Raw genomic sequence first — 26,223 nt, 5'->3', positions numbered from 1 at the left:
CTTCAGTAGATTATACCACATAAATCAATATATATGTGTATTATACGAAGGATTTTTCTATCTATTAAATATCTAAGTTTTTAACGTATTCAGCATTCTCTTCAATAAACTCTCTTCTAGGATCAACCTTGTCTCCCATCAGTTTATCAAATAGCATATCAGCTGCTCTAGCATCATCTATAGTCACTTTTAATAGAGTTCTATTTTGAGGATCCATAGTTGTTTCCCAAAGCTGTTCAGGATTCATCTCTCCCAATCCTTTATATCTTTGAAGAGTATATCTTTTGTCCTCTCCTTCAAAAGCTTCAGTTATCTCTTTTAATTCTCTATCAGAGTAAGCATATTTGATCTGTTTACCATAAGATATCTTGTAAAGTGGTGGCTGAGCAATAAATACGTTTCCATTGTAGATTAATTCCACCATATATCTGTATATAAATGTTAATAAAAGAGTTCTGATGTGAGCACCATCAACGTCGGCGTCAGTCATAAGAATGATCTTACCATATCTAAGTTTTTCTAAGTTAAAGTTATCTCCAATACCTGTACCAAAAGCAGTGATCATAGCTCTTACCTCATTATTTTCAAGAGCTCTGTGAAGACCAGCTTTCTCAACGTTTAGTATCTTACCTCTCAATGGAAGTATAGCCTGATGAGATCTATCTCTTCCCTGTTTAGCAGATCCACCAGCTGAATCTCCCTCAACTATATAAAGTTCGCACTCTTCAGGATTCTTAGATGAACAGTCAGCTAATTTTCCTGGTAGAGATCCAACTTCTAAAGCAGATTTTCTAAGAACTAACTCTCTAGCTCTTTGAGCTGCCTCTCTAGCTTTCTTAGAGTTTAATATCTTCTCAATTATAACCTTTGTATCGCTAGGATTATCCTCTAAAACAACTTTTAATTGAGATCCAACTATAGTTGAAACTACTCCAGTCACTTCAGAGTTACCAAGTTTTGTTTTTGTTTGCCCTTCAAATTGTGGCTGAGGAACTTTTACAGAAACAATAGCTGTAACACCTTCTCTAATATCATTTCCCTGTAATTTTCCATCTTTCTCTTTCAAGAATCCTTGTGCCTTACCAATGTCGTTAATTATTCTAGTAAGAGCAGTTCTAAATCCTTGTACATGAGTACCCCCCTCATGTGTGTTGATGTTATTTACAAATGAGTAGATTATTTCAGACTGATTAACTGTGTATAAAAATGCTACCTCAACACCGATATTATCCACTTCACCAGTCATATAGATAGGCTCTTTTATAAGTTTTTCAGTATCTTCAGTTATCTCTCTTAAGAAATCTCCAATACCTCCTTCAAATTCAAAAACCTCCTTTTTAAATGGTTCTTTTCTTGAATCTGTAAGAGTTATAACAAGCCCTTTATTTAGATATGCTAACTCTTTTAATCTATTCTTTAAAGTGTTGTAATCATAGATTAAAGTTTCAAATATCTCATAGTCAGCTTTGAATCTTACTGTTGTTCCATGGTCATCAGATAGACCGATCTCTTTTACATCCTCTTGAGGTATACCTCTATCATATTTTTGGTACCAGATTTTCCCCTCTTTTTTAACCTCTACTTCTAACCATTGAGAAAGAGCATTAACTACAGATACTCCAACTCCGTGAAGTCCTCCAGAAACCTTGTAGTTATCATTTTCAAATTTTCCTCCAGCATGTAAAACTGTAAGAACTATCTCAAGAGCAGACTTACCATATTTAGGGTGGATACCAACTGGGATACCTCTTCCATTATCCACTACTTCAATAACGTTGTCTGGAAGTATATTCACCTCAATGTGAGTACAATATCCAGCAAGAGCTTCGTCCACAGCGTTATCCACTATCTCCCAAACTAAATGGTGCAATCCTCTTTCTGATGTTGTTCCTATATACATTCCTGGTCTTTTTCTTACTGCTTCTAATCCTTCAAGGACTGTTATGTCTTCCGCTTGATAATTATTACTCACTTTCTACCTCCAATTATATTAAAAAATTCATTACATCTACTGAAAAGCGTTTGAGTCCCATAAGAGGTAACATATACCTTCCTATCAGTGAGGACAACACTTTTTTTATCTTTTAGAGTTAATTCTACTAACTCCTTATGTTTGAGTTCATTTTGAAAGAACTCGATATTTTCGCTACTTTGAATATGTATATAATCAATAATAAGCAAAATATCCTTTGTGGGAATCATAAGATTATTTTCTAAAAAAAGATACATTACTCATCTTCTTCATCAGATAATCCATTATCTTTTATGTATTTTTTAGCATTTCCATTGTCTATACAGACCTTACAGAACAACTCTTCTCCCTCATATAGCATCCCACAAACTTTACACTTTTTAAAACCATGAGTTAGGAGATAGTTCTCTCTCTCTAAAGCCATCTTACTAAGTGCAGCGACCTTCTCTAAAATTCTATTATTTAAAGTCTCTCCAGTCAGAGAGGAAAGATCATTTTTATTCTCTACATCATTATTATTGTCAGTAGTACTTGGGATATTTTCCTCTGTATCTACCTTTGCTAGATAAGCCTCTCTATTTTCATCTAGCTTACCAGATTTTATAATGATATCCTGTATAATATCCTCATCAAAATACTCATTTATAATCTTGATATATCTATTTTTTTCAAGTGTAAAGTGATGAACAAAGACAGGACTTTTAACTCTGATGTGTAGGACACCATCTTTTATAAAATCAGGTTGGCACTCCTTACATATCTTACCTACAATCTTACTCCATTCAGATTTAAGTATCCCCTCTTTAAGACGTCTGCTTTTTTTTACAGCAACATCTATCATATCACTAACATTACTTAATTTCTCGGCCATATTCAATTTCACCACTTTCTACATAAAAATCTTTGGAGTCTATTCCCAATTTATTTGTTGAACTCAAGAGCACTTGAATATTTCTTTTTTCAAGATAATTTAAGATACTATCCTTTCTATTGGAATCAAAATAAGATGATATATCATCAATAATAAGCACAGGATTTTCCTTTTTTTCTCTGATTATCATATCAATTTCAGAGAGTTTCAAAGAGAAAATTATAGATTTTTTCTCACCTTGAGAAGCAGTAGACTTTGCTTCATGTCCATTGAGAATAAAAAGAAAATCATCTTTTTGAGGTCCACACAGAGAGAAACCATATCTTTTTTCTTGAGCAAATTTTTTCTCTATTTTTTCTCTTAAAAGTCTTTTTATATCTTCAAAAGAGAGTTTTTTGATATTTCCTAGATGACAATCATAAGATAAACTCAACTCTTTCTTATCATCAAATAGTTTTCTATAGTTTAGATTTAAGATGATTGAGATTCTTTGAACATATTCCAATCTCTTTTCAATGACCTTAGCTCCATACTTAATAAATTCCTCTTCATATATTGAGAACTCAGGATCTCTTGTTTTTTGCTCTTTTAGATATTTATTTCTAATCTTAAGAAGTTTGTTATAGTTTTTTAAATCTTGGAAATACTCATTGTTTGCTTGGGCAATTTCACCGTCAAAAAAAGTTCTCCTCACTGATGGAGAACCTGTAATTAAAACAATATCTTCAGGTATATATGTCACTATATTTAATCTTCCATAAAACTCATCATATGATATTTTTTTATTGTTGTAATAGTACTCCTTCTTTTCATTGTTAAATTTCAATGTAAGAGATTTTTCAGAGATACTATCTCTATACAAGATATATACCCCAGTCTTAGTTGAGCCATATTTCATTACCTCATTGACTTTTGAGGTTCTAAAACTTTTTCCTGTGGCATTAAAATATACAGCCTCTAACAAACTTGTCTTTCCTTGACCATTTTTTCCAAAAAATAGATTAAGTTTTGGAAAAAATTTAATATTTCCATCAATTAAATTTCTAAAGTTCACATAATTAATCTCTAATATTTCCAAAGCTTAATCCACCCTATAAAAAATTATTTAACTAAAAAAGTCTCTCCAGCAGCTTCAACCTTATCTCCAGGATACAACTTCTTTCCTCTTCTTTCTTCTATTTCACCATTTACCTTAACATTTCCGTCAAGAATAAAGAATTTTGCATCTACTCCAGTATCACACACACCAGTCCATTTCAAAAATTGATCCAACTTAATGAATTCAGTTGAAATTTTAATCTCTTTCATATTTTATCTCCTTAATATCTATAGTAATTTTTTTAAAAAAACAGTTAGCCTACTTTATAGTATATCATATTTTTAATGATTTTCCAATGTTTATCATGCTTACATCTTTGATAATATTTTCTAAAAATTTTGAAACTTGTGAAAGGTATAATAAATTGTTATTCTTTGTGATATAATATAGAAAGGGAAGGATAAAAAGAGAGGTGGAGCCTATGTATAAGTTTGTATATAATATTCCGACTAAGGTGTATTTTGGAAGTGATCAACTATCAAAATTGGGAAAGGAGATTAAAAAGCTAGGAGATAGAGTTTTAATCTGCTATGGTGGAGGATCTATAAAAAGGATTGGACTTTATGATCAAGTTTTAGAAGAGTTGAAAAAAGAGGAATTGGAGATATTTGAATTGAGTGGAATTGAGCCAAATCCAAGAGTAACCTCTGTAAATGCAGGAGCAGATATCTGTAAAAAAGAGAAGATAGATGTGCTTTTAGCAATAGGTGGAGGATCTGTAATAGATTGTACTAAGGCTATTGCAGCAGCTACTTATTATGAGGGAGATGCTTGGGATATAGTTACTAAAAAGGTTCCTGTGACAAAGTGTCTACCAATTGTAACAATCTTAACTTTAGCAGCAACAGGTTCAGAGATGGATGCTGGTGGAGTAATTAGTAATATGGAGACAAATGATAAGATCGGTGTAGCTTCACCATTGATGCAACCTAAGGTATCATTCCTAGATCCTAAGAATACATATACAGTATCTTCTTATCAAACTGCTTGTGGATCAGTGGACATACTTTCTCATATAATTGAGACGTATTTCAATACAGAGGGAAGTATGTATATGTTGGATTGTTTTATGGAAGGAATGATGAAAAGTGTTGTAAAATATGCACCAATAGCAATGAAAGATCCAGAAAATGAGGAGGCAAGAGCTAATTTGATGTGGACATCCTCTTGGGCTATAAATGGATTTGTAAGAAGTTGTCAACATTGTAGTTGGAGTTGTCACTCTATGGAACATCAACTTTCAGCTTACTATGATATAACTCATGGACTTGGATTAGGAATTGTTACTCCTCGTTGGATGAGATATATATTAGATGAAGAGAATGCACAGAGATTTAGAAATTTTGCTGTGGCTGTCTTTGGAGTGGACTCAAAATTGGATAATATGAGTGCAGCTCTAGAAGGAATAAAAAGATTTGAAGAGTTTCTATTTGTTGAGCTTGGACTTACAAGCAATTTAAAAGAGTTGGGTATAGATAGAACTCATTTTGATATAATGGCTGAAAAAGCTTGTGGAAATGGAATTTTAAAGGGATTCAAAGAGCTTAATAAAGAGGATATAAAAAGAATCTATGAAATGTGCTTAGATTAATTTAGATTATAAGAGGAAAAAAATTACTATAATTGGTAAAGTAATTTTTTTCCTTTTTTGTTATCTATTTTCTTTTTATTCTTAAAATTGTTTTAAACGTTAGAAGGAATGTGGTACTAGCTATAGTTACAGAACTTATATCAGCCAATGGTTCAGCCCAGTAGATACCCTGTACTCCAAAAAATTTTGGAAGGATAATAGCCAGTGGAACAAGAAGAATAACCTTTCTTAAAAGGGCTATAAATATTGAGTATTTAGCCTGTCCTAAAGCTAAGAATGTCCCTTGAATAGCTTGTTGTATTCCAAAGATACACATACCAAGTATGAATATAGGCATATATTTTATGGTAATTTTACTCAACTCTGGTGACTCTGTAAAAATACCTACATAGATTTCAGGAAAGAATACTCCTAAACCACCCATAATCAATGTAACACTTAGACACACTATCAATAGAGATTTAAAAGTTTGTAATACTCTTCTGATATTTTTAGCCCCATAGTTATAGCTTATTATTGGTTGTATACCTTGAGTGATACCTGAAACAGGAACAGTTATAAGTTGTAAAATACTTGTTAAAATAGACATAGAACCTACATAAATATCTCCACCATATTTTTGTAATCCAGAGTTTAGAGTTAAAAGGACAAGACTTTCAGTACTCTGCATTATAAATGGAGATACTCCTAGTGTTCCTATTTTAGAGAGTATTTTTTTATCAAATTTAAGATTTTTTGTTTTTATTTTAATAACACTTCTTTCTGAGATTAAGAAAGAAACCACCCATAAACTACTTAAGGCTTGTGAGATAAGGGTAGCTAGTGCAGCTCCTTTGACACCCATTTCCAACTTAAAGATAAAGATGGGATCTAGGATTATATTTGTTACAGCACCAATGAGTACGGATAGCATGGCAGTTTTAGCATTTCCTTGCCCACTTATAAAGGTATTTAAACCAAGAGAGAGCATAACAAAAATAGTTCCACACAGATATAGAGTTATATAATCATTTGCATAGTGAATTATATTGCTACTAGCACCAAAAGCATAGAGAAGTGGTAACTTAAAAATTTGGAAAAAAATTGTTAAAACTACTGAAAAAAGTAGAAGTAGAGCACAACTGTTTCCCAAGATCTTCTCAGCCTTATCATAATCTTTGGCTCCTAAAAATATAGATGCTAAAGGGGCACCTCCCTGTCCAGCAAAGGCACTAAAAGCAGAGACTACCATAATTATAGGAAAGGTAACTCCAACACCTGTAAGTGCTAGTGAACCAATCCCCTCTATGTGACCAATATATACCCTATCTATAATGTTGTAGAGTACATTTATCAATTGAGCTAGGACAGAGGGTATAGCCATAGTGACAAACAACTCTTTTAATGGGGCTTTTTCTAATTTTGTAGCTGTATTATTCATCTTTCACTCCTATTTTATATATTTAAAAAAATTGATAACTTTATGGAATAATTTTAACACAGAAAAAAGATAAAATATAGATAAAAGATAATTTAACTAATGATATTTAGTGGATAAAATCTCTTCAATATGCTATACTTAAAGTGATGAAAAAGAATAAAAAAGAGAGAAGGAAAGGTCATATGAGATATATAATTGTTTTATTAATTGTGTTTTCTTCAGCAGTATTTGCAGAGACAAAATTTGAAGATTTGAATAAAGATCACTGGGCTTATCCTCAGATACAATCATTGATTGATAAGGGGATAATCGTAGAGAATAGATATAGATTTGATGGGAATGAACCCATGAACAGGTATGACTTTGCTTTTAATTTGGCCAAAGCTCTGGACTATGTGGATTTAAAAAAGGCGAATAAAGAGGATTTAAATATTTTGGAATCACTTATGTTTGAATTTTCTCAAGAGTTAAATAAGATAGGTTTTGACTCTACAACCTTTATTAATAGAATAGATGTTATAAATGAGACAATAGATATTTTGAGAGAGAGAATCAATACAAATGAGAAAACTATAGCAGACTTGAAAAAAAGAGTGGAAGCTCTTGAAGATAAAAATTAAATAAATTAGGAGGAGTACATTATGAAAAAACTGTCATTTGATTATTCAAAAGCACTTCAATTTATGAGTGAAGAGGAATTAGCTCTAATGAAGTCACAAGTATTATCAGCAGAAAAATTTTTAAAAGAGAAAAATGGGGCTGGTAATGACTTTTTAGGTTGGATAGAGTTGCCAACTAACTATGATAAAGATGAATTTGAAAGAATTAAAGCAGCAGCAGAAAAGATAAAAAAGGATTCAGATATCCTTTTAGTAGTGGGAATTGGGGGATCATATTTAGGAGCAAGAGCAGCTATTGACTTCTTGTCACATACTTTTTATAACAACTTACCAAAGGAGAAGAGAAAAGGTACAGAGATATTCTATGTAGGAAACAATATATCTGGTGTATATTTAAAACACCTTTTAGATCTATTAGAGGGAAAAGATTACTCAATCAATGTAATCTCTAAATCAGGAACTACAACTGAACCAGCTATAGCTTTTAGAGTGTTGAAAAAACATATTGAAGAGAAATATGGAAAATCTGAAGCTAAAAATAGAATCTATGCTACTACAGACAAAGCTAAGGGAGCATTAAAGAAATTAGCAGATGAAGAGGGATATGAGACTTTTGTTATTCCTGATGATGTAGGTGGAAGATTCTCAGTTTTAACTCCAGTAGGATTATTACCAATAGCTTGTGCTGGAATAGATATAGATGAATTAATGGCTGGAGCAAGAGAGGCTCAAAATGATTATACAGCATCATTTGAAGAGAATGATTGTTACAAATATGCAGCTATTAGAAATATCCTAAATAGAAGAGGTAAAAACATAGAGATGTTAATTAACTATGAGCCAAGATTACACTATTTTGGTGAATGGTGGAAGCAGTTATTTGGAGAATCTGAAGGAAAAGATGGAAAGGGATTATTCCCAGCAGCAGCAGATTTTTCAACAGATTTACACTCAATGGGACAATATATCCAAGATGGAAGAAGAGAGTTAATTGAAACTGCAGTATTGATAGGAGAGCCAGAAGAGGATATCATAATAGAAGCAGAAGAAGCTGACTTAGATGGATTAAACTATTTGGCTGGAAAAGGAATGGATTTTGTAAATAAGAAAGCATCACAAGGAACACTACTTGCTCATGTGGATGGTGGAGTTCCTAACTTAATAGTAAATGTTCCTGAAGCAACACCTTTCCATTTAGGATACCTATTCTACTTCTTTGAAAAAGCTTGTGGAATAAGTGGATATATCTTAGGAGTAAATCCATTTAACCAACCAGGTGTAGAATCTTATAAGGCTAATATGTTTGCTTTATTAGGTAAAAAAGGATATGAAAAAGAAGCAGAAGCTTTAAATGAAAGATTAGGAAATAAGTAATTACAAAGGAGAGTTTAGCTCTCCTTTGTAATTTTTAGTAGTTTATTTATTCAAGGGAATACAAAAATAGTTGAAATATACTGATAGAAATATTATAATATATATACATTAGTGATTATGAAAGTAGGAGGAGTTATTATGAGAAGTTTTGTTAAACCTAAAGTTGCTTTTTCGATTTCTTCAGATAAAACTCAAGAATTTAAAAAAGAAATATCTAAAGCAGATGCTCCGACAATAAATAGTTCAGTTAGTAAAGTGAAAGCCAAATTAGAAATGTTATATGCATTTTATGAAAAATAAAGGTGAATTTATGTTTAAATATTTTTCTGAAATAGATTTAGATAATATTAAAATAGAAAAATTAAATTATGATAATTTGAATTTAACAAACGGATTTTCTTGCGGGAATTTAGAATTTGACTTTTTTTTACAAGGAAATGCTATAGAAGAACACAGAGTTAGTACTTATTTAATTTTATATAATAATGATTTGTTAGGATTCTTTTCTTTAAGTGCTAATGGAATCTATATTGAAGATAATGATAATTCAGAAATAAGTTATATATCTTCAGCAATTGAAATAAGTTACTTTGCTTTAGAAAAAAAATATCATCATGTTTCGTATAATGAAGAAGAAGAGAAAAAAGGGACTAAATTTTATCTTAGTGATGTATTGATTTCAAAAATATTAGAGTTTATATCTAATTATATAATTGATATAGTTGGAGCACAATTTATAATTTTATATTCTGTGCCAGAAGCTGAAAGTTTATACTCTAGAAATGAATTTAAAAGTTTTGAAAATTATATGAAAAAAAGTAATAAACCATATTTGAGAGAGTGTATACCGATGTATATAAAGAGCAGATAAAAAAATTAAGATTCTTTGTCAAATGGTATTGCTAGGTAAAATAAAATAAAGTTTCAATGGGGGTTTTGGTAATTCACTTAAATAAATTACTAAAGCCTCGTCTTTTTTATTATCTTAAAAAGAGAGTAGTTGGCACCTACTCTCTAAAATATCTATCAATTAGATTATTAATCGTCATCTTCATCATCATCGTCGTCATCATCTATATCTTTTCTAATTTTTCTATGTTTTTTAGATAATTCACTATGAATTTCTTTCCACTCCATTAATTCTTCTAATGCATTGTTATCTTCCAATGCTTTTTCAGTCAAATCTTCTAATATAGAGTGCCACTCTTCAAATAATTCATCTTTTTCTAATAAAGGAATGTCATCTAATTCCAAGATCTCAGTTAAAAAGCTCTCTTTCTCTCTTCTACTCTTATACTTAAAATTTTCTTTCTTAGCATAACTATAACTTGTTAGAATAATAAATGTTAAAATTATTAACTTCTTTTTCATTCCTTCATTCCCCCATTACTTTTTTATAGTGATTTGATAATTTTTAAGAATTACTATATTTAATATTATACTAAAATTTATGTAGATTTTGTCATTCTTTTTGAAAAATAGTAAAAAAAAAAGCTGTCTATATAGACAGCTTTAAACGCTTAGTGAATGGCTGGGGTGGCTGGATTCGAACCAACGCATGACGGAGTCAAAGTCCGTTGCCTTACCGCTTGGCGACACCCCAACAACATATTTATATTACCATATAATTTTTATTAAGTCAATAATTTTTTTTGAAAAAAATAAAAAAAGCTGCCAAACAAGTGACAGCTTTTAATTTTTATAGTTTAATTAAACTAATTTTTTTAATTCAGTAGCAACAAATTCAACGTGTGGTCCAATGATAACTTGTACAGCATTTCCTCTTTTCATTATTCCAGCAGCTACTTTTTTAATTTCAGCATCATTAACTTTTTCTCCATCAACAACTTCTAATCTCAATCTTGTAGCACAGTTATCAATAGAAACTAAGTTTTCTTTTCCACCTAATAGAGGTAATAGAGCAGAAGCTACAGCCATATGAGCAGAAACACCATTAGCATTAACTTCAACTTCAACCATATCTTCATCTTCTCTTCCAGGAGTTTTGATGTTAAATTTATTGATTGCAAATGTAAATACTACATAGTAGATTACGAAGAAGATTAATCCTAGAACTATTAACATTATTGGATTGTGAGCATTAGGGTTACGTAGTGATAGTACAAAGTCAACGAATCCAGCAGAGAATCCAAATCCAGCCATCCAATCTAATGAAGCAGCTAAGAATACAGCTATACCAGTTAGTAAAGCGTGTAATAAGTATAGAGCTGGTGCAACGAACATAAATGCAAATTCAATAGGTTCAGTTACTCCAGTAAAGAAACTTGCAAATCCAGCAGCTAACATGATAGATTTTATTTTCTCTTTATTAGCAGGTTTAGCAGTTTTGATGAAAGCGAAACAAGCTCCTAATAATCCAAACATCATAATAGGGAAGAATCCTGCTTGGTACATTCCAACGTGGTAAGATCCTTCAACTGCAGCAGGTAATCCAGCATAAGCAGCTGCTGGGTCTCCCCAGAATCTTCCAATATCATTGATACCAGCAACGTTAAACCAGAATACAGAGTTTAAAGCGTGGTGTAATCCAACTGGGATCAATAATCTGTTAAAGAATCCATATACTCCAGCTCCAACTGGTCCTAATTTAGCAATGCTAATTCCAAATCCAACTAAACCAGAGTAGATAACTGGCCAAATATATAGTAATATAAATGAAACAACTAACATAACAACTGAAGTTATAATAGGAACAAATCTTTTTCCACTAAAGAAAGCTAAGAACTTAGGTAGTTCTAAAGTATGGAATTTGTTATATAACTCTCCAGCAATAACCCCACAAAGTATTCCTACGAATTGGTTGTTAATTTTTCCAAAAGCAGGAGAAACTTGATCAGGAGCGATTCCTGTCATTTGAGCAACTGCACCTACAGATAGTAGAGTAGTAACAACTTCAAAAGCAACTAATCCAGCTAGAGCAGCAGCACCATTTTTATCCTTAGAAAGTCCAAAAGCAACACCAACAGCAAATAGTATAGGCATATTGTCGATAATAGCGGCACCTGCCTTAATTAAGAATGCAGCAAGTTGGCTATTTGCTCCCCAACCTGTTGGGTCTATCCAGTATCCAATACCCATAAGGATTGCTGCAGCTGGTAGAACTGCTACTGGAACCATTAATGCTTTACCAATTTTTTGTAGATAGTTAAACATAAAACTTCCTCCTTTTAAATATTATATTTCATAAAAAATTACAAAATACGAATTTTTATTTCAAATATCTTGAATTGATTATAGCACAAAATTAAAAAAAATTCTATAATTTTTTTCATAAAAAAGTAAGAATTTTATGACTATTTGTTCTAAAATAATATATTTATGTAAAAATGTGTTTTTTAAAAAATAAAAGAAAATAAATTTTAGGAGATTTAATTTAATTTTCTTTTTTTATAGTGAATTTTGTGGTACAATGTAATACAATATCTAATTTTTAGGAGGCCAAAGTGGAAATTTCATTATTACATATAAGGGAAGATGTAAATAGATATGCAAACATTATTTCTAATATGATAAATGTTGATGTTGGTGTTGTTGATAAAAATATGTTAAGAGTCACAGGAACGGGACTTTATAAGAATATAGAGGGAGTTTCAGCTCTGGGAAATGTGTATAAAAATACATTGGAAACAGGGAAGACTCATATTATTGAAAACCCAAGAAATCACGAACTATGTTCTCAATGTAAAGATAAAGAGAATTGCCAGGAAAAATTAGAGATATCAACTCCCATATACTGTCGAAATGAGATAATTGGTGTACTAGGTCTAGTTTGTTTTAGCAATGAGCAGAAGAAGAAGATTATTGCAAATATAGATTCTTACCTAAATTTTACAAAGCAGATAGCAGAGTTTATAGGTATAAAGTTTTTTGAGTTTCAAGAGAAGATGTTACAAGAGGATAAGGAGAGAACTTTAAGAGCAGTAATTGACAATATAAGCAAAGGTGTAATAGTTAGTGATAAAAATAACAAAATAGTTAGTATAAATGAGATAGCTAGAAAAAAATTGAAAATAGGTTTAGAGTGTATTGGTGAAACAATGTCTATAGTGAGTCAGAATGATTATCTGATGAATGAGGAGATATTTAAACTGCTAATTTTTGAAAGAGAATTTAATGTGGTAGGAAAGTTAATCTCAATAAACTCTTTTGACAATAAGAAGAATAATATCTTTATATTTGAAGATATTAAAAAGATAAATAGAAATATAGCAGAGATAACTAACAACAATAATGTAATAACAATAGATGATATATATGGAAATTCAATAGCAACAAAAAATCTAAAGGAGAATATATTAAAAGTAGCAGATACCTCTTCTACAGTTTTGATTACAGGGGAGAGTGGAACAGGGAAGGAGCTGGTAGCACGTTCACTACACTCACATAGTAGTAGAAGTGACAAACCATTTGTGGTAATCAACTGTTCAGCAATTCCAGATTCACTTTTAGAGAGTGAACTTTTCGGATATGTAAAGGGAGCTTTTACAGGTGCAAATAACAGTGGAAGAATGGGAAAATTTGAGTTAGCAAACACAGGAGTAATATTCTTAGATGAGATTGGAGATATGCCACTATATCTACAAGCTAAGATTTTAAGAGTAATACAGGAGAAAAAAATAGAGAGAATTGGATCTAATAAGAGTATTGATTTAGATATTAAGATTATTGCAGCTACAAATGTAGATCTTGAAAAGAAAATAAAGGAGCAAAAATTCAGAAGTGATCTATACTATAGATTGAATGTTATACCTATAAAGCTTCTTCCATTGAGAGAGAGAAAAGAGGATATACTTCCAATTGTAGAAAAATTAATAAACAAATACAACAGAATATCTAACAAGTATATCTCATCTATAGATGAAGAGGTTATAAGGGTATTATCAAATTATAACTGGCCTGGTAATATTAGAGAGTTGGAAAATGTAATAGAGCTTATGTTTAATATGAGTGGAAGTAGTCATATTTTGAGTAGAGATTTTTTACCAGAGTCAATATTACTAAATAAAGGTATCAAAAAAACATGTATACAACCAATAATAAAAGATGATGATGAGGATTTAGTAGATTTTGAAATATTGGAAAAAAGATATATACTACAGGCTTTGAAAAAGTATGGAGATAGCACAGATGGGAAAAGGGCTATTTCTGATAAAATGGGAATAGGATTGACAACTTTATATAGAAAGATGAAGAAATTTGAGATAGATTAATTTTTTTCAAAATAGAAAAAATCCTACGAAATATTTTTCAAAATGGAAAAGTTTTTCAAAATGAAAATACAGAGATTCTTAATAACCCTCATTTTTAGAGGGTTTAATATTTTTTTTCATTGGCATATAATTTGCTTAAATATATACTATAATTTATAAATTTGTTTTCTGATTTTGTAAAAATTGATCACAAAACATTCAAAATTAAAATATATTTGACATTTATAAAAATTAATAGTATTTATTATAGGAGGAGAGTTTGTAATGGAAAAAATAACTGAAAAAGTATTAAGTATTTTAGAAGAGGAGTTAGTTCCTGCAGAAGGATGTACTGAGCCAATAGCTATCGCATATGCTGCTGCTAAATTAACAAGTATCTTAGGAAATGTACCTGAAAAGATTGATGCTTACCTTTCAGGAAATATAGTAAAAAATGTTAAGAGTGTAAAAATACCTAACTCTGAAGGAATGGTAGGAATAGAAGCTTCTACAGCTATGGGAGCTATCTTAGGAGACTCAACAAAAGAGCTTATGGTTATAGCACATGTAGATAAGAGCCGTTTACCAGAGGTAAAAAAATATCTAGATGATAAAAAAATAAAAGTTTTCTTAAATGAGGGAGATGTAAAATTATACATAAGATTAGAGGGAACTTATGGAGATGACACAGCAGTAGTTGAGATCCAACACTACCATACAAATATAACAAAAATAGTTAAAAATGGTGTAGAGATCAAAGGGCAATCTTGTGATGAGGTATGTACTGGAGATGTAATGACTGATAGAACTTTCCTTTCAGTTGAATTAATCTACAACTTAGCAAAAACAATAGATCTATCTTTAATAGAAGCAACATTCCAAAGAGTAATAGACTATAACTCAGCAATAGCTACTGAAGGATTAACAAATTCATATGGAATAGCTATTGGAAAGACTATTAAAGAGGGAATGGAAGAGGGAGTTTATGGAAACGACCTAAGAAACAAAATGGCAAGTTTTGCAAGTGCAGGAAGTGACGCAAGAATGAATGGATGCTCACTACCAGTAATGACTACTAGTGGAAGTGGAAACCAAGGAATGACTTGTTCATTACCAGTAATAAAATTCTGTCAAGAGAAGGGATTATCAAAAGAGGAAACAATCAGAGGATTATTCTTCTCTCATATGACAACTATCCATATTAAATCAAACATAGGAAGATTATCAGCTTATTGTGGAGCTATATGTGCAAGTGCAGGGGTAGCAGGAGCAATATCATTCCTATCAGGATTATCTCTAGAGCAGATTGGAAATGCAATTGAAACTACTTTAGGAACAATGTCAGGAGTAATCTGTGACGGAGCTAAGAGTTCATGTGCAACTAAGATTGCTAGTGGAGTAAGTGCAGCTTTTGATGCTTACTATGCAGCTTCAAAAAATAGAAAATTCGAATTTGGAGAGGGAATAGTAGGAAAAAATGTTGAGAAAACAATAGAGCATGTTGGAGTATTAGGACAACAAGGAATGAAAGTAACTGACGAAGTTATATTAGATATAATGATAAAAAATGTTTAATTGTTAGTTGAAAAGTGTTGGAGGTTTAAAAAAAGCAATGGGAAAAGATCAAAAAAATAGAGAAGGATTTATATTAAAAGCATTGGATAAGGTAGAGAAGATAGGGAATGGTCTACCTCATCCAACTACAATGTTTATAATATTTACATTAATATTAGTTGTTATCTCTTGGTTAGCAGCAAAATCAGGGTTAAAAGTTTCTTATGAAACTTATGATACTGCTACTAAATCATTGGTAACAAAAGAGACTGTGGCTGTAAACTTACTGTCTGCTGATGGATTGAGATTTATGTACACATCTGTAATTAAAAACTTTACTAACTTTATAGCGTTAGGAACAGTATTTACTATAATTATGGGGGTTGGAGTTGCTGATGGTTCTGGATTTATGGAAGCTGTTTTGAAAAAGATAGTTGCTGTAACACCTAAAAGAGCTGTAACTGCTACAATCATCTTCTTAGGAATCGTATCAAACGTAGCTTCATCTACTGGATATGTTATGCTAGTTCCTTTGGGAGCGATACTGTTTATGAGTTTTGGAAGACACCCAATTGCAGGACTTGCAGCAACATTTGCTGGAGTTTCTGGAGGATGGAGTGCCAACCTTTTAATAGGAACAAATGACCCTGTATTTGCAGGAATGTCTACAGAGGCAGCTAGAATGATCGATCCAACATACACTGTATTACCAACAGGAAACTGGTTCTTTATGGTTGCTTCAACATTCTTAATAACTTTTGTAGGAACTTTAGTTACTGAGAAGATAATAGAGCCAAGATTAGGTGAATATGTATCTGAAGAGAAGATCAGTGTAAATGATATCTCACTAGATGAAAAGAGAGGAATGAAGTTTGCACTAATAAGTTTAGCAGTGTTCTTAATAGTTGTAGGTCTACTAGTTATACCTGAAAATGCTCTATTAAGAAATCCTCAAACAGGTGAGTTATTACGTTCACCATTTATGACTGGAATTGTATTTTTAATGTCTTTATTCTTTATGATACCTGGTATATTCTATGGAATAGGATCAAGAAAGATAAAATCAGATAAAGATGTTATAGAGCTTATGACAAAATCTATAAACAACCTATCTGGATTTATGGTGCTTATATTCTTTGCAGCTCAATTCGTAGTATTTTTCAACTATTCAAACTTAGGAATAATACTATCTGTAAAGGGAGCTGAATTTTTACAGCATACAGGATTTGTAGGAATACCATTAATATTTGCATTCATAGTAATGACAGCTATTATAAATATATTTATAGCAGTTGACTCTGCTAAATGGGCTATTATGGCTCCAATATTTGTACCTATGTTTATGAGAATAGGATTCTCACCAGAATTGACTCAAGCAGCATACAGAGTTGGAGATTCATGTACAAACGTAATAGCACCACTTATGCCATTCTTCCCATTGATAGTGGCATTTGCTCAAAAGTATGATAAGAAGAGTGGTATAGGAACTCTAATATCACTTATGATACCATACTCAATAGCATTCTTAATAGGATGGATAATTTTATTGATAGTGTGGTTTATGTTAGGACTACCTCTAGGAATTGGAGGAGGACTATTCTACTCAATGTAGATAAATTAGAATAACTGGAGGAAAAGATGAAATACTATAAGACTGAAAAGATTTGTGCTAAAGAGATAGGAGTGGAGGTTGACGAGAACGGAATCATAACTGAAATAGAGTTCTGTGGTGGTTGTGACGGAAATACTCAAGGGCTTGAGCATCTTATCTTAGGATTACACAAAGATGTAGTTATAAAGAAACTAGAGGGGATCAACTGTGGAGTAAGGGGTACTTCTTGTCCTGATCAACTTAGTAGAATTTTAAAAGCTCTTTAAAATAAACTATGGCAATTAGTGAAAAAATTTGCTATAATAATATTGGATAAACTAGTTTTATCAACTAATATAGTATACATTTAGGGTAACAAAAATAAAAAATATATTTAAGGAGGCACATTTATATGGCTAAAATGAAAGATAGCTTAATTGTTAAGCTAATTTTAGGGGTTATAGTAGGGCTTGTTATAGGGTTATACTGTAACGAATCTGTAATTGGAGTAATCCAATCTATTAAATTTGTACTTGGACAGTTAATTAACTTTACTGTACCATTAATCATTTTAGGATTTATAGCACCAGCTATTACTAAAATGAAATCTAATGCTAGTAAGATGCTAGGGGTAATGTTACTATTAGCTTACTTCTCATCTGTAGGAGCAGCATTGTTCTCTATGATTGCTGGATACACTTTAATTCCAAAATTAAATATAGTTTCAACTGTTGAGGGATTAAAAGAGTTACCAGAGATGATCTTTAAAGTTGAGATACCACCTGTATTCTCAGTTATGTCAGCACTAGTATTAGCACTATTCTTAGGACTTGCAGTTGTTTGGACAAAATCAGAGAATTTTGAGAGATTATTAGATGAGTTTAACAACATAATGTTAAAACTTGTTTATGCTATCATCATTCCTATACTACCTTTCTTCATAGCTTCTACATTTGCAACATTAGCTTATGAGGGTGGAATAACTAAGCAATTACCAGTATTCTTAAAAGTTGTTATCATAGTTTTAATAGGACACTTCATTTGGCTTACACTATTATACAGTGTGGCTGGAGCAGTATCTGGAAAGAATCCATTCAGCCTATTAAAGCACTATGGACCAGCATACTTAACAGCAGTTGGAACAATGTCATCAGCAGCTACTTTACCAGTAGCATTAAGCTGTGCTAAGAAATCTAAAGTTTTAGATGATGATATCGCAAACTTTGCAATTCCATTAGGATCAACTGTACACCTATGTGGATCAGTTTTAACTGAGATCTTCTTTGTTATGACTGTATCACAAGTACTTTATGGACAATTACCAGCTATGGGAACTATGATATTATTCATCGTTCTTTTAGGAATATTTGCAGTTGGAGCACCTGGAGTACCAGGAGGAACTGTAATGGCTTCATTAGGAATTATCATATCTGTTCTTGGATTTGATGATAGTGGAGTTGCTTTAATGCTTACAATATTCGCTTTACAAGATAGTTTTGGTACTGCTTGTAACGTAGTTGGAGATGGAGCATTAGCACTTATCCTAAACGGAATTTTCAAAAAAGAGTTGGCTCAAAATAAATAAATATGTTAAAATAAAAATGCTAAGGAGATAGATTCTCTTTGGCATTTTTGCATATATAGGAAAATAAAAGACGAAGAGTATAGGAGAGATTTTATGGACTTTGTAGACGAGCAAGAAAAACTATTAGAACCAGTAAAATACTATAAGGATGAGTTGGCTGGAAAGTATCTAGAGAGGATCACTTCAGTTTTTGAGAATCTGTTGAATAGATCCAATATAGATGTTGAGGCAAACAGGAAATCTGTAAAAGAGTACAATGGAAATTTAGATGCTAAGAGTAAGAATGAGAGTAAGCTAAAATGGTTGAGTAGGCTCTCAATGGTCATAGGGATAGGAATAGCTTATCTGATTTTGTCAGAGTTCATTAATGTCCAGCATTTGAGAGATCTTATGGCTAAAAAAGAGAGTATAAAGGAGATAGGAATAAGAACTACTTGGATGGGTCTACTTTTAATAACTCTCCTATACATAAATCTAAAATATATTAGAGATAAGAAGAGAAGTTTGAATGATACAATAGTGCATTTAGCAACTATACTAAAAGAGAAAAAAGAGGAGTGTTATTCACAGGTTGAACCACTACTCAATCTATTTGATGACAATATGTCAAATGATGTAATCACAGAGCTAATACCCACTTTGACATTAGACAAAGATTTTAAGTTGGATAGATATGCCAACCTTGTGACTAACTTTGGAATGCCAGCAAAATTAAATGATAATCTTTCAGTTACAGATATAATCTCAGGAGAGATCTTGGGAAATCCCTTTATAATCAGTAAAAAAGTTCGTAATAGGGTTGTAGATCAAGAGTATACAGGATCTTTAACTGTATCTTGGACTGAATACTATACAGAGAATGGTGAGAGAAAGTCAAGAACAGTGACAGAGACACTGGTAGCAAGTATAATTAGACCTAAACAGATATTTGAGAGTACGATCAACTTGATCTATGGGAATGATGCTGCTGAACATCTAACTTTTACTAGAGAACCACAGTTCATTCATAAGTTAAAACCTAGAAAATTGGAAAAATACTCTAAAAAGCTTCAGAAAGATGTTAAAAAGATGAGTGAGAAGGCTATACAGAAGGGAACAGGCTTCTTAGAGATGGGAAACTTAGAATTTGATGCTCTGTTTGGTGCTTTTGATAGAGATAATGAGGTGGAATTCAGAGTACTGTTCACCCCAATAGCTCAAAGAAATATGGTTGAATTACTTAAGGATACAGATTTTGGAGATGACTTTAGCTACTACAAGATCAACAAATTGAACAATGTTTCTAATGATAGAGATTGGCCTCTGAATATAGAGAGATCTTACTATAGAGATTTCTCATATGATAGAATATCAGAGAAGTTTTTTGATATAAACAAAAAATATTTCAGTAACTTCTATAGATTATTCCTACCTATATTGACAATACCTATATATCATCAGCATAAATCACAGGACTATATCTATGGAAATGAGTTTAACTACAACTATAACCCATATACTTCAGAGATGATGGCGAACTTACTTGGAGATAGGGTATTTGCTCATCCAGAGACTACTACACAATCAATTTTGAAAACTAATACAATTGGAACAAAAGATGATGTAGACCTAGTACAGGTTGTAGCCAATTCATATAAAGAGGTAACAAGAACAGAGTATATCCCTAAATATGCTGGAGATGGAAAGAGATACTATGTACCAGTGGATTGGATAGATTATGTACCTCTAACTGCTACAGGTAAGATGGAATTAAAGAGAATAAATATGAGAGAGAAAGAGTTTGAGGACTCAATTGATAATGGCTTTATAGAATCTACTGAAAATAAGAGATTTGCATATAAGAACAATATTTTTGCAATATTTAATGATACAGATGAAGTGAAATGTGATAAAATATTGAAAAGAATTATAAAGGGGTAATAGGAGGTTTTTACTATGGCTAATATGTTAAATGAAATGGATGAAGAGATTAGAGAGCAGGGTAGAGATGTCAATGTTATAGCTAAGCAGATACAAGTGGAAAAAGATTCAAGTATTCAGGTATTGATCTGGGTATTGTATCTATTAGGATTGGGATTGATAGTATTCGGTGTTATGTCAAAAATATACTATGCTATTCCTGTTGGAATAATAATTCCAGTAATTGTATATAGTAACTTAAAGAAACAGGAGTCATACTTTAATCAGTTGGAGCAAAGAGTGCAACAGAGTGCTTCTCAAATTGATAACTATTTGGAGCAAAGAGTTGTAGTATTACAAAATACTGCTAAATTAGTTGAAAAAGCAATTGATTTAGATAAGAGTGTATTTGCAGATATAGCTAAATTTAGAAGTGGAAATATAAAAGATATGGATAGAAATGAGGTTCAAGGACAGTTGGATAGAGCATACAAGGGGCTAAATATAGCTGTTGAAAACTATCCAGATCTTAAGAGTCATGGAGAGTTAAGAGATGCAATGCAACAAAATATCTATCTTCAAAGAGAGATCACTGCTGCTAGAGAAGTATACAATGATAATATAGGAGTTTGGAATAGAGAGATATTTGAGTGGCCATTTAAAAAGTATGTGGCTGCCAATAAAGGTTACACTACAAGAGTTCCATTTATTGCTTCTCAAGAGGTAAAACAAAAAGCTAGAGAGGTTTTCTTTTAAATACTATTAAAAAATTACCTGAGCTAAAGTAGATAGAGAGGTGAAATTTATGAAATATCCAAAAATAAAGGAAGTAGAAGTATTTGAAGACTATATATTAAAAGTTATTTTTAATAATGATGAAGTTAAAATATATGATTTCAAACCTAATTTTAAATATGAAGATTTTTCAATATTAAAAGACTATTCTATTTTTAAAAATGTAAAAGTAGATACAGGTGGATATGGAATATCTTGGAATGATGATTGTGACTTGAGTGAATATGAATTATACACAAAAGGAGTATGAATTTAAATATAAAAAGAGAGATACTGGCATACCTCTCTTTGTTCATGTTGACTATTCTTATATTGATTAGTTGAATTATATCATAGATTTTTTAAAAATACAAAACATAAAAGACAAGGGATGTAACCTTGTCTTTTTTCTATTCTTTAGCTATATAAGGATTGCTCTTCCTGTTTTTCTCCAGTTGTAGTATTCAGCTAAACTTGTGAATAATACATCAGTAGATGAGTTGAGAGCTGTTTCACAAGAATCTTGTATAACACCAATAATAAAACCAACTCCAACTACCTGCATAGCTATTTCATTTGGGATTCCAAATAAGCTACAAGCTAGAGGGATAAGTAGTAAAGATCCACCAGCTACTCCAGAAGCACCACAGGCACTGATTGCAGACAATATACTTAAAAGTATAGCTGAGAATATATCTATCTGTATACCCAAAGTATGTGCAGCACTTAGGGCGAATATAGAGATTGTAATAGCAGCTCCACCCATATTGATAGTAGCACCAAGTGGAATAGATACAGAGTAAACATCTTTATCCAATCCAAGCTCTTCACAAAGACTCATATTAACAGGAATGTTTGCAGCAGAGCTTCTAGTGAAAAAAGCAGTCATTCCACTATATTTCAAACACTTCATTATTAAAGGGAAGGGATTTTGTCTAATCATAACCCAAGCTATAACAGGATTTACTATAAAAGTTACAAAAGCCATAGCTCCCAATAGTAGAAGTATCAATTTACCATATATTAATAGACTAGAAAATCCATTAGTACGCATAGAGTTAAATATAAGACCCATTATACCAAATGGAGCAAACTCAATCACAGTTTTTACAACTTTTAGAATAGCTTCAGATATATCCACAATAGCCTGTTTTGTACTATCTTTTCCACTCTTCAAAAATATTCCAAAGAGTATACTCCAGAATAGTATTCCTATGTAATTTCCTCTCAAAATAGCATTTAGAGGATTATCTACAAGATTCATTAAAAGTGATCTTAAAACTCCATATATATTTTCAGGAGGTGCAATAGCACTCTCACCAGCTTGTAATATAAGCTCTACTGGAAATAAGAAACTGGCAACTACAGCAACTATAGAAGCTAAAAGTGTTCCAAGTAGATATAGAGAAACTATAGATTTCATATTACTCTTCTGTCCCTCTTTATGCTGAATTACAGCAGCTACAACTAAGAAAAAAACCAGCACAGGAGCAATAGCCTTCAATGCTCCCACAAATATATCTCCTAAGATAGCTATACCACTAGCCTTGTCAGGTGCTACAGTAACTAGAAGTATACCTAATAATATACCCACTATAACCCTCTTAATCAAACTTATCTCTATCCATTTATTATAAATTTCTTTCATTGTTCCCACTCCTATGTCTCTATTTTAAAAACAATTGTTTCTATATAGAGAACAATATATCATAAAGAGAGTTTAAATGCAAGTATTTTTTTATTTTTTGATAGACAAACTTTAGGTTAAAGGATATACTCTAATTAATAATGATGAAGTTGGAGGTAATATGGTAGGAAAATATTTAATAGTTGATAAAAGCATAGTTCCAGAGTATTTTGAGAAAGTAATAGAGGTAAGAAATCTATTGAGAGATGGAAAGTATCAGAATGTGAGTGAGGCTGTAAAAGTAGTTGGTATAAGTAGAAGTACTTACTATAAATATAAAGATTATGTGTTTTTACCTTCAGATGGGAATGTGGGAAGAAAGGCTTTGATCTCAATTATGGTTGAGGATAAAAAGGGAGCTTTGTCAGAGATATTGAATTTCCTATACTCTATGGAGTGTAATATCATAACTATCAACCAGAATATACCTATCAATGATGTAGCTTCTGTGATAATATCATTGGATATTTCAGATATAAAACTAGCTATTGAAGATATTTTAATAAAATTAAAAGATGTTAAGTATGTAGTAGCTTCAAGATTAATAGCTTTGGAATAAATAAAGTGGAAAGAGAGATGTGTAGTATCTCTCTTTCTTTTCATATAGTTTTTTCTAATTTTTCAATAGATTTTTTTAATCTTTCTAAATTTTTTTTGGAATAAAATGGGTCAGAATCAATTTCAAAAGGTATTTTTTTCTTGTTAACATTAATACTATCTTTACTTTTTTTATATGCTTTTAATTTTTTCATAATTCACCTTCTTAAAAATTATCTAAAGTCAATATAATATTTTAATTATACTATAGTTTTTTATAAAAAACTATGATATAATTAAAATACAGTAATACAGTAATACGGTAATACTATTAGAAATTAAAGAGGGTGAGAAGTATGTCTAAAACAATGAGTTTGAAATTGGAAGAGGATTTATATTTAGATATTAAAAAAGTAGCTGAAATATTTAATATATCTTGTTCTGAGTTTATTAGAAATGCTATAAAAAAAGAGCTTGATATAAAAAAATCTGATTTTATGGTTAGAATGTCTAGTGTTCCTTATTGTGATGAAGAAGAGGAAAGAGAGTTAGTAGAACTTCTAAATGAGCTTAATGATGATGATTTAAAAATTGTTAAAAAGGAAACTATTAAATTATGATAAAGATTACAGAAAATATTTCTTTGGAAGTGACTAAAGTTGCAGATAAATTTTTTTCTAAACATAGAAAAGTTTATGAAAAATTTATTGAAAATATTAAAAATTATTATTATTTTAGCAATCAAAATATTGATATAAAAGCTATGAAGTCTTATAAAGATCTTTACAGAATGAGAATAAATGATTATAGAGTTATTTATAAGCTAGTTAATGGAGAAATAAAAGTAGTTAGTGTTATAGCAGTTGGCTCAAGAGGACAAATATATAATAATTTCTGATTATAAAGTTTTTCCAATAGTTAATAGTAGTTGATATTAATGCTCTGTCTAATAATACTAAAAAATAGTATCATATATATATCCAAAGGGGGCCACCAAGGAATAAAAAAATTAGATGGAGGTAACATTATGTCAGTACAAGTAACAGTTCAAAAAGAAGTTGAAAAAATGAGAAACAGTGTAAAGAGAGAGGCAGCAATTGAGAATGATCTACAAAACTATACAGCAGCATTAAAAGAGATTGGAGATTTAGTAGCAGAGTCAAAACCACTACCAGAGGGAACAAACTTTACAAGCTATGATGAGTGGAAAGCAGATGTAGAGAAAAAAATGAAATCTAAGAATGCTTCACTTGCAACAATTGCTAAGTATAAAGATCTGATAGTAGCCTATGAGTACTATTTAGAGAAAAATCCAGCACAATAGAATCAAAAGAAAAGGGTAGGAGTTAATCCTATCCTTTTTTATCAAAAGGGGTGGTAAGATGAAAAGGAGTGGACTTAGGATAGGCTTGGCACTATCAGGTGGTGGAATGAGGGCTATAATATTTCATTTAGGAGTGATAAAGTATCTAGCAGAGAAAAAACTATTGGAGAAGATAGAGTATATCTCAACAGTTTCAGGTGGGAGTATATCTGTAGCTTTTATGTATACGAACAATAATATGAGATGGCCAACAAGTGAGGAGTACCTTGTGAGAGTGCTACCAAGTATAAGGAAGATATTGATAAAAGAGGATATAGAGAGAAGGTTGATATTGAGAAGTGTCATAGATATTCTACATATATTTGATAGTAAATCTAAAAAACTTGCTAAGACAATGAAGCTCTTCTGGAGAATAGATGGTAAGTTAGGAGAGTTAGCTCAATCTCCAGTGTGGGATATAAATGCAGTAACCTATGAGAGTGGAAAGAGATTTTTCTTTTCTCAAGAGAGATGTGGTGATGATCAGTTGGGATATTTCTACGGTGATGATGTAAATATAGCTGATGCTGTTTCAGCTTCATCAGGATTTCCAATCTTGATAGGAATGTATGAACTGAAAAGAGAGAGATATGAGTGGTATGATAGATATGGAGAGAAGAGAGTAGAGCCAAGTAGAGGAAAACTACATCTATGGGATGGAGGTATCTATGATAATCTGGGATTGGAACCGATATTTGAAAATATATTGAGGGAGAAAAGAGAGTTGAATTATTATATAGTAAGTGATGCAGGTGCAGGGAATAGAGGATTTGTAAACTATGGAAAGAGTATATTTACAAGGACAAAGGCTATTAAAAGATTGCTGGATATCTCAATGGAACAGGTGGATAACCTCAACTCTAAATTCTATAGAGAGTATATAGAGAAAGAGGGAGCAGGTGTATATATAAGGATAGGAAGAAGCTGTGATAGAAAGAGTAGAAATAACTTGAGTGAAAGAGAGTGCAAGTGGGCAGAAAACTATCCAACAAATTTGAGAAAACCAAGTGAAGAGGATTTTGATAGATTGTTACAACATGGTTATGAAAGTGCTATGAGAGTATAGAAAAGTAAGC

28 protein-coding genes and 1 tRNA gene are annotated in these 26,223 nt (G+C 31.4%); 18 read left to right on the top strand and 11 right to left on the bottom strand.

Translation table 11 applies throughout. The annotated features are described in order from the left end of the window. Positions 1-64: 64 nt before the first annotated feature. Genes gyrB through yaaA form a run of 5 tightly spaced genes read right to left on the bottom strand, consistent with a single transcriptional unit; the run spans position 65 to position 4,151 of the window. A complete protein-coding gene (gyrB, locus tag ABNK64_RS03465; protein ID WP_291256463.1) occupies positions 65-1,972 on the bottom strand; it encodes a DNA topoisomerase (ATP-hydrolyzing) subunit B in 1,908 nt (635 codons plus the stop codon). Beyond that, entirely contained in the window at positions 1,969-2,229 is a 261-nt protein-coding gene (gene remB, locus ABNK64_RS11215; protein WP_366523552.1) for an extracellular matrix regulator RemB, read from the bottom strand. Before remB ends, gyrB begins: the two co-directional genes overlap by 4 nt. Beyond that, positions 2,229-2,843 (bottom strand): DciA family protein, encoded by a 615-nt coding sequence (locus ABNK64_RS03460; protein WP_349763478.1) that lies wholly within the window; start codon positions 2,841-2,843, stop codon positions 2,229-2,231. Before ABNK64_RS03460 ends, remB begins: the two co-directional genes overlap by 1 nt. Beyond that, positions 2,824-3,921: a DNA replication/repair protein RecF gene (gene recF, locus ABNK64_RS03455; protein ID WP_300342614.1), complete on the bottom strand. Its 1,098-nt coding sequence runs from the start codon at positions 3,919-3,921 to the stop codon at positions 2,824-2,826. Before recF ends, ABNK64_RS03460 begins: the two co-directional genes overlap by 20 nt. Before the next feature lie 23 nt (positions 3,922-3,944). Continuing rightward, positions 3,945-4,151, bottom strand: coding sequence for a S4 domain-containing protein YaaA (gene yaaA / locus ABNK64_RS03450; protein ID WP_291256459.1), 207 nt, complete (start codon positions 4,149-4,151; stop codon positions 3,945-3,947). 212 nt (positions 4,152-4,363) lie between these two features. On the opposite strand from yaaA, the gene ABNK64_RS03445 reads away from it, so the two are divergent. Next, positions 4,364-5,533, top strand: a complete 1,170-nt coding sequence (locus ABNK64_RS03445; protein ID WP_349763477.1) for an iron-containing alcohol dehydrogenase — start codon at positions 4,364-4,366, stop codon at positions 5,531-5,533. A gap of 64 nt (positions 5,534-5,597) precedes the next feature. Here the strand turns inward: ABNK64_RS03445 and ABNK64_RS03440 are convergent, their stop codons facing one another. Further along, positions 5,598-6,953: an MATE family efflux transporter gene (locus ABNK64_RS03440; protein WP_349763476.1), complete on the bottom strand. Its 1,356-nt coding sequence runs from the start codon at positions 6,951-6,953 to the stop codon at positions 5,598-5,600. 182 nt (positions 6,954-7,135) lie between these two features. On the opposite strand from ABNK64_RS03440, the gene ABNK64_RS03435 reads away from it, so the two are divergent. The 4 genes from ABNK64_RS03435 to ABNK64_RS03420 all read left to right on the top strand — a co-directional run bounded on the left by ABNK64_RS03435 (position 7,136) and on the right by ABNK64_RS03420 (position 9,818). Further along, positions 7,136-7,573 carry an S-layer homology domain-containing protein gene (locus tag ABNK64_RS03435; protein WP_291256452.1) on the top strand — a complete coding sequence of 146 codons (438 nt, stop codon included), beginning with the start codon at positions 7,136-7,138 and terminating at the stop codon, positions 7,571-7,573. Between the two features lie 21 nt (positions 7,574-7,594). Then, complete coding sequence (locus ABNK64_RS03430) at positions 7,595-8,947, top strand: glucose-6-phosphate isomerase (RefSeq protein WP_291256451.1); 1,353 nt, start codon at positions 7,595-7,597, stop codon at positions 8,945-8,947. 138 nt (positions 8,948-9,085) lie between these two features. After that, positions 9,086-9,247 (top strand): hypothetical protein, encoded by a 162-nt coding sequence (locus tag ABNK64_RS03425; RefSeq protein ID WP_349763475.1) that lies wholly within the window; start codon positions 9,086-9,088, stop codon positions 9,245-9,247. A gap of 10 nt (positions 9,248-9,257) precedes the next feature. Next, positions 9,258-9,818, top strand: coding sequence for a hypothetical protein (locus ABNK64_RS03420; protein WP_349763474.1), 561 nt, complete (start codon positions 9,258-9,260; stop codon positions 9,816-9,818). Between the two features lie 167 nt (positions 9,819-9,985). Here the strand turns inward: ABNK64_RS03420 and ABNK64_RS03415 are convergent, their stop codons facing one another. The 3 genes from ABNK64_RS03415 to nagE all read right to left on the bottom strand — a co-directional run bounded on the left by ABNK64_RS03415 (position 9,986) and on the right by nagE (position 12,121). Beyond that, positions 9,986-10,318, bottom strand: a complete 333-nt coding sequence (locus ABNK64_RS03415) for a hypothetical protein (RefSeq protein WP_349763473.1) — start codon at positions 10,316-10,318, stop codon at positions 9,986-9,988. 157 nt (positions 10,319-10,475) lie between these two features. Then, a tRNA-Gln gene (locus ABNK64_RS03410) sits at positions 10,476-10,550 on the bottom strand. A gap of 107 nt (positions 10,551-10,657) precedes the next feature. Next, on the bottom strand, positions 10,658-12,121 hold the full coding sequence (gene nagE, locus ABNK64_RS03405) for an N-acetylglucosamine-specific PTS transporter subunit IIBC (protein ID WP_349763472.1): 1,464 nt from the start codon (positions 12,119-12,121) through the stop codon (positions 10,658-10,660). A gap of 290 nt (positions 12,122-12,411) precedes the next feature. Between nagE and ABNK64_RS03400 the strand changes: the two genes are divergently transcribed. From ABNK64_RS03400 to ABNK64_RS03365, 8 genes are all read left to right on the top strand, one after another. Next, on the top strand, positions 12,412-14,178 hold the full coding sequence (locus ABNK64_RS03400) for a sigma-54-dependent Fis family transcriptional regulator (RefSeq protein WP_349763471.1): 1,767 nt from the start codon (positions 12,412-12,414) through the stop codon (positions 14,176-14,178). A gap of 264 nt (positions 14,179-14,442) precedes the next feature. Then, a complete protein-coding gene (locus ABNK64_RS03395; protein WP_349763470.1) occupies positions 14,443-15,732 on the top strand; it encodes an L-cysteine desulfidase family protein in 1,290 nt (429 codons plus the stop codon). A gap of 37 nt (positions 15,733-15,769) precedes the next feature. Next, positions 15,770-17,323 carry an AbgT family transporter gene (locus ABNK64_RS03390; protein WP_349763469.1) on the top strand — a complete coding sequence of 518 codons (1,554 nt, stop codon included), beginning with the start codon at positions 15,770-15,772 and terminating at the stop codon, positions 17,321-17,323. 26 nt (positions 17,324-17,349) lie between these two features. Next, on the top strand, positions 17,350-17,589 hold the full coding sequence (locus ABNK64_RS03385) for a TIGR03905 family TSCPD domain-containing protein (RefSeq protein ID WP_300391028.1): 240 nt from the start codon (positions 17,350-17,352) through the stop codon (positions 17,587-17,589). A 125-nt stretch (positions 17,590-17,714) separates the two neighbouring features. Further along, the gene (locus ABNK64_RS03380) at positions 17,715-18,887 is read left to right on the top strand and encodes a dicarboxylate/amino acid:cation symporter (RefSeq protein ID WP_349763468.1); all 1,173 of its coding nucleotides are present in this window, start codon (positions 17,715-17,717) and stop codon (positions 18,885-18,887) included. Between the two features lie 93 nt (positions 18,888-18,980). Continuing rightward, on the top strand, positions 18,981-20,807 hold the full coding sequence (locus ABNK64_RS03375) for an MAG1210 family protein (RefSeq protein ID WP_349763467.1): 1,827 nt from the start codon (positions 18,981-18,983) through the stop codon (positions 20,805-20,807). A gap of 15 nt (positions 20,808-20,822) precedes the next feature. After that, the gene (locus ABNK64_RS03370) at positions 20,823-21,542 is read left to right on the top strand and encodes a LemA family protein (RefSeq protein WP_349763466.1); all 720 of its coding nucleotides are present in this window, start codon (positions 20,823-20,825) and stop codon (positions 21,540-21,542) included. Between the two features lie 49 nt (positions 21,543-21,591). Continuing rightward, a complete protein-coding gene (locus ABNK64_RS03365) occupies positions 21,592-21,831 on the top strand; it encodes a DUF2442 domain-containing protein (RefSeq protein WP_291259613.1) in 240 nt (79 codons plus the stop codon). A 150-nt stretch (positions 21,832-21,981) separates the two neighbouring features. On the opposite strand, the gene sstT is transcribed toward ABNK64_RS03365, so the two are convergent. Next, on the bottom strand, positions 21,982-23,208 hold the full coding sequence (sstT, locus tag ABNK64_RS03360; RefSeq protein WP_349763465.1) for a serine/threonine transporter SstT: 1,227 nt from the start codon (positions 23,206-23,208) through the stop codon (positions 21,982-21,984). A gap of 160 nt (positions 23,209-23,368) precedes the next feature. Here sstT and ABNK64_RS03355 point away from each other — a divergent pair, with 160 nt between their 5' ends. After that, positions 23,369-23,806 carry an ACT domain-containing protein gene (locus tag ABNK64_RS03355; protein WP_291256438.1) on the top strand — a complete coding sequence of 146 codons (438 nt, stop codon included), beginning with the start codon at positions 23,369-23,371 and terminating at the stop codon, positions 23,804-23,806. Positions 23,807-23,846: 40 nt separating this feature from the next. Here ABNK64_RS03355 and ABNK64_RS03350 read toward each other — a convergent pair whose 3' ends face one another. Then, positions 23,847-23,999 (bottom strand): hypothetical protein, encoded by a 153-nt coding sequence (locus tag ABNK64_RS03350; RefSeq protein WP_291256437.1) that lies wholly within the window; start codon positions 23,997-23,999, stop codon positions 23,847-23,849. 141 nt (positions 24,000-24,140) lie between these two features. Between ABNK64_RS03350 and ABNK64_RS03345 the strand changes: the two genes are divergently transcribed. From ABNK64_RS03345 to ABNK64_RS03330, 4 genes are all read left to right on the top strand, one after another. Further along, entirely contained in the window at positions 24,141-24,404 is a 264-nt protein-coding gene (locus ABNK64_RS03345) for a hypothetical protein (protein ID WP_291256436.1), read from the top strand. Continuing rightward, a complete protein-coding gene (locus ABNK64_RS03340) occupies positions 24,401-24,682 on the top strand; it encodes a type II toxin-antitoxin system RelE family toxin (RefSeq protein WP_349763464.1) in 282 nt (93 codons plus the stop codon). The genes ABNK64_RS03345 and ABNK64_RS03340 overlap by 4 nt, the downstream gene beginning before the upstream one ends. Positions 24,683-24,811: 129 nt before the next feature. Beyond that, positions 24,812-25,108 carry a hypothetical protein gene (locus ABNK64_RS03335; protein WP_291256434.1) on the top strand — a complete coding sequence of 99 codons (297 nt, stop codon included), beginning with the start codon at positions 24,812-24,814 and terminating at the stop codon, positions 25,106-25,108. Between the two features lie 58 nt (positions 25,109-25,166). After that, positions 25,167-26,213 (top strand): patatin-like phospholipase family protein, encoded by a 1,047-nt coding sequence (locus ABNK64_RS03330; RefSeq protein ID WP_349763463.1) that lies wholly within the window; start codon positions 25,167-25,169, stop codon positions 26,211-26,213. Positions 26,214-26,223 lie beyond the last annotated feature (10 nt).

The sequence above is a fragment of the Fusobacterium sp. SYSU M8D902 genome (assembly GCF_040199715.1).
Lineage (GTDB): Bacteria > Fusobacteriota > Fusobacteriia > Fusobacteriales > Fusobacteriaceae > Fusobacterium_A.
This window is presented reverse-complemented; position numbering and strand designations above follow the sequence as displayed.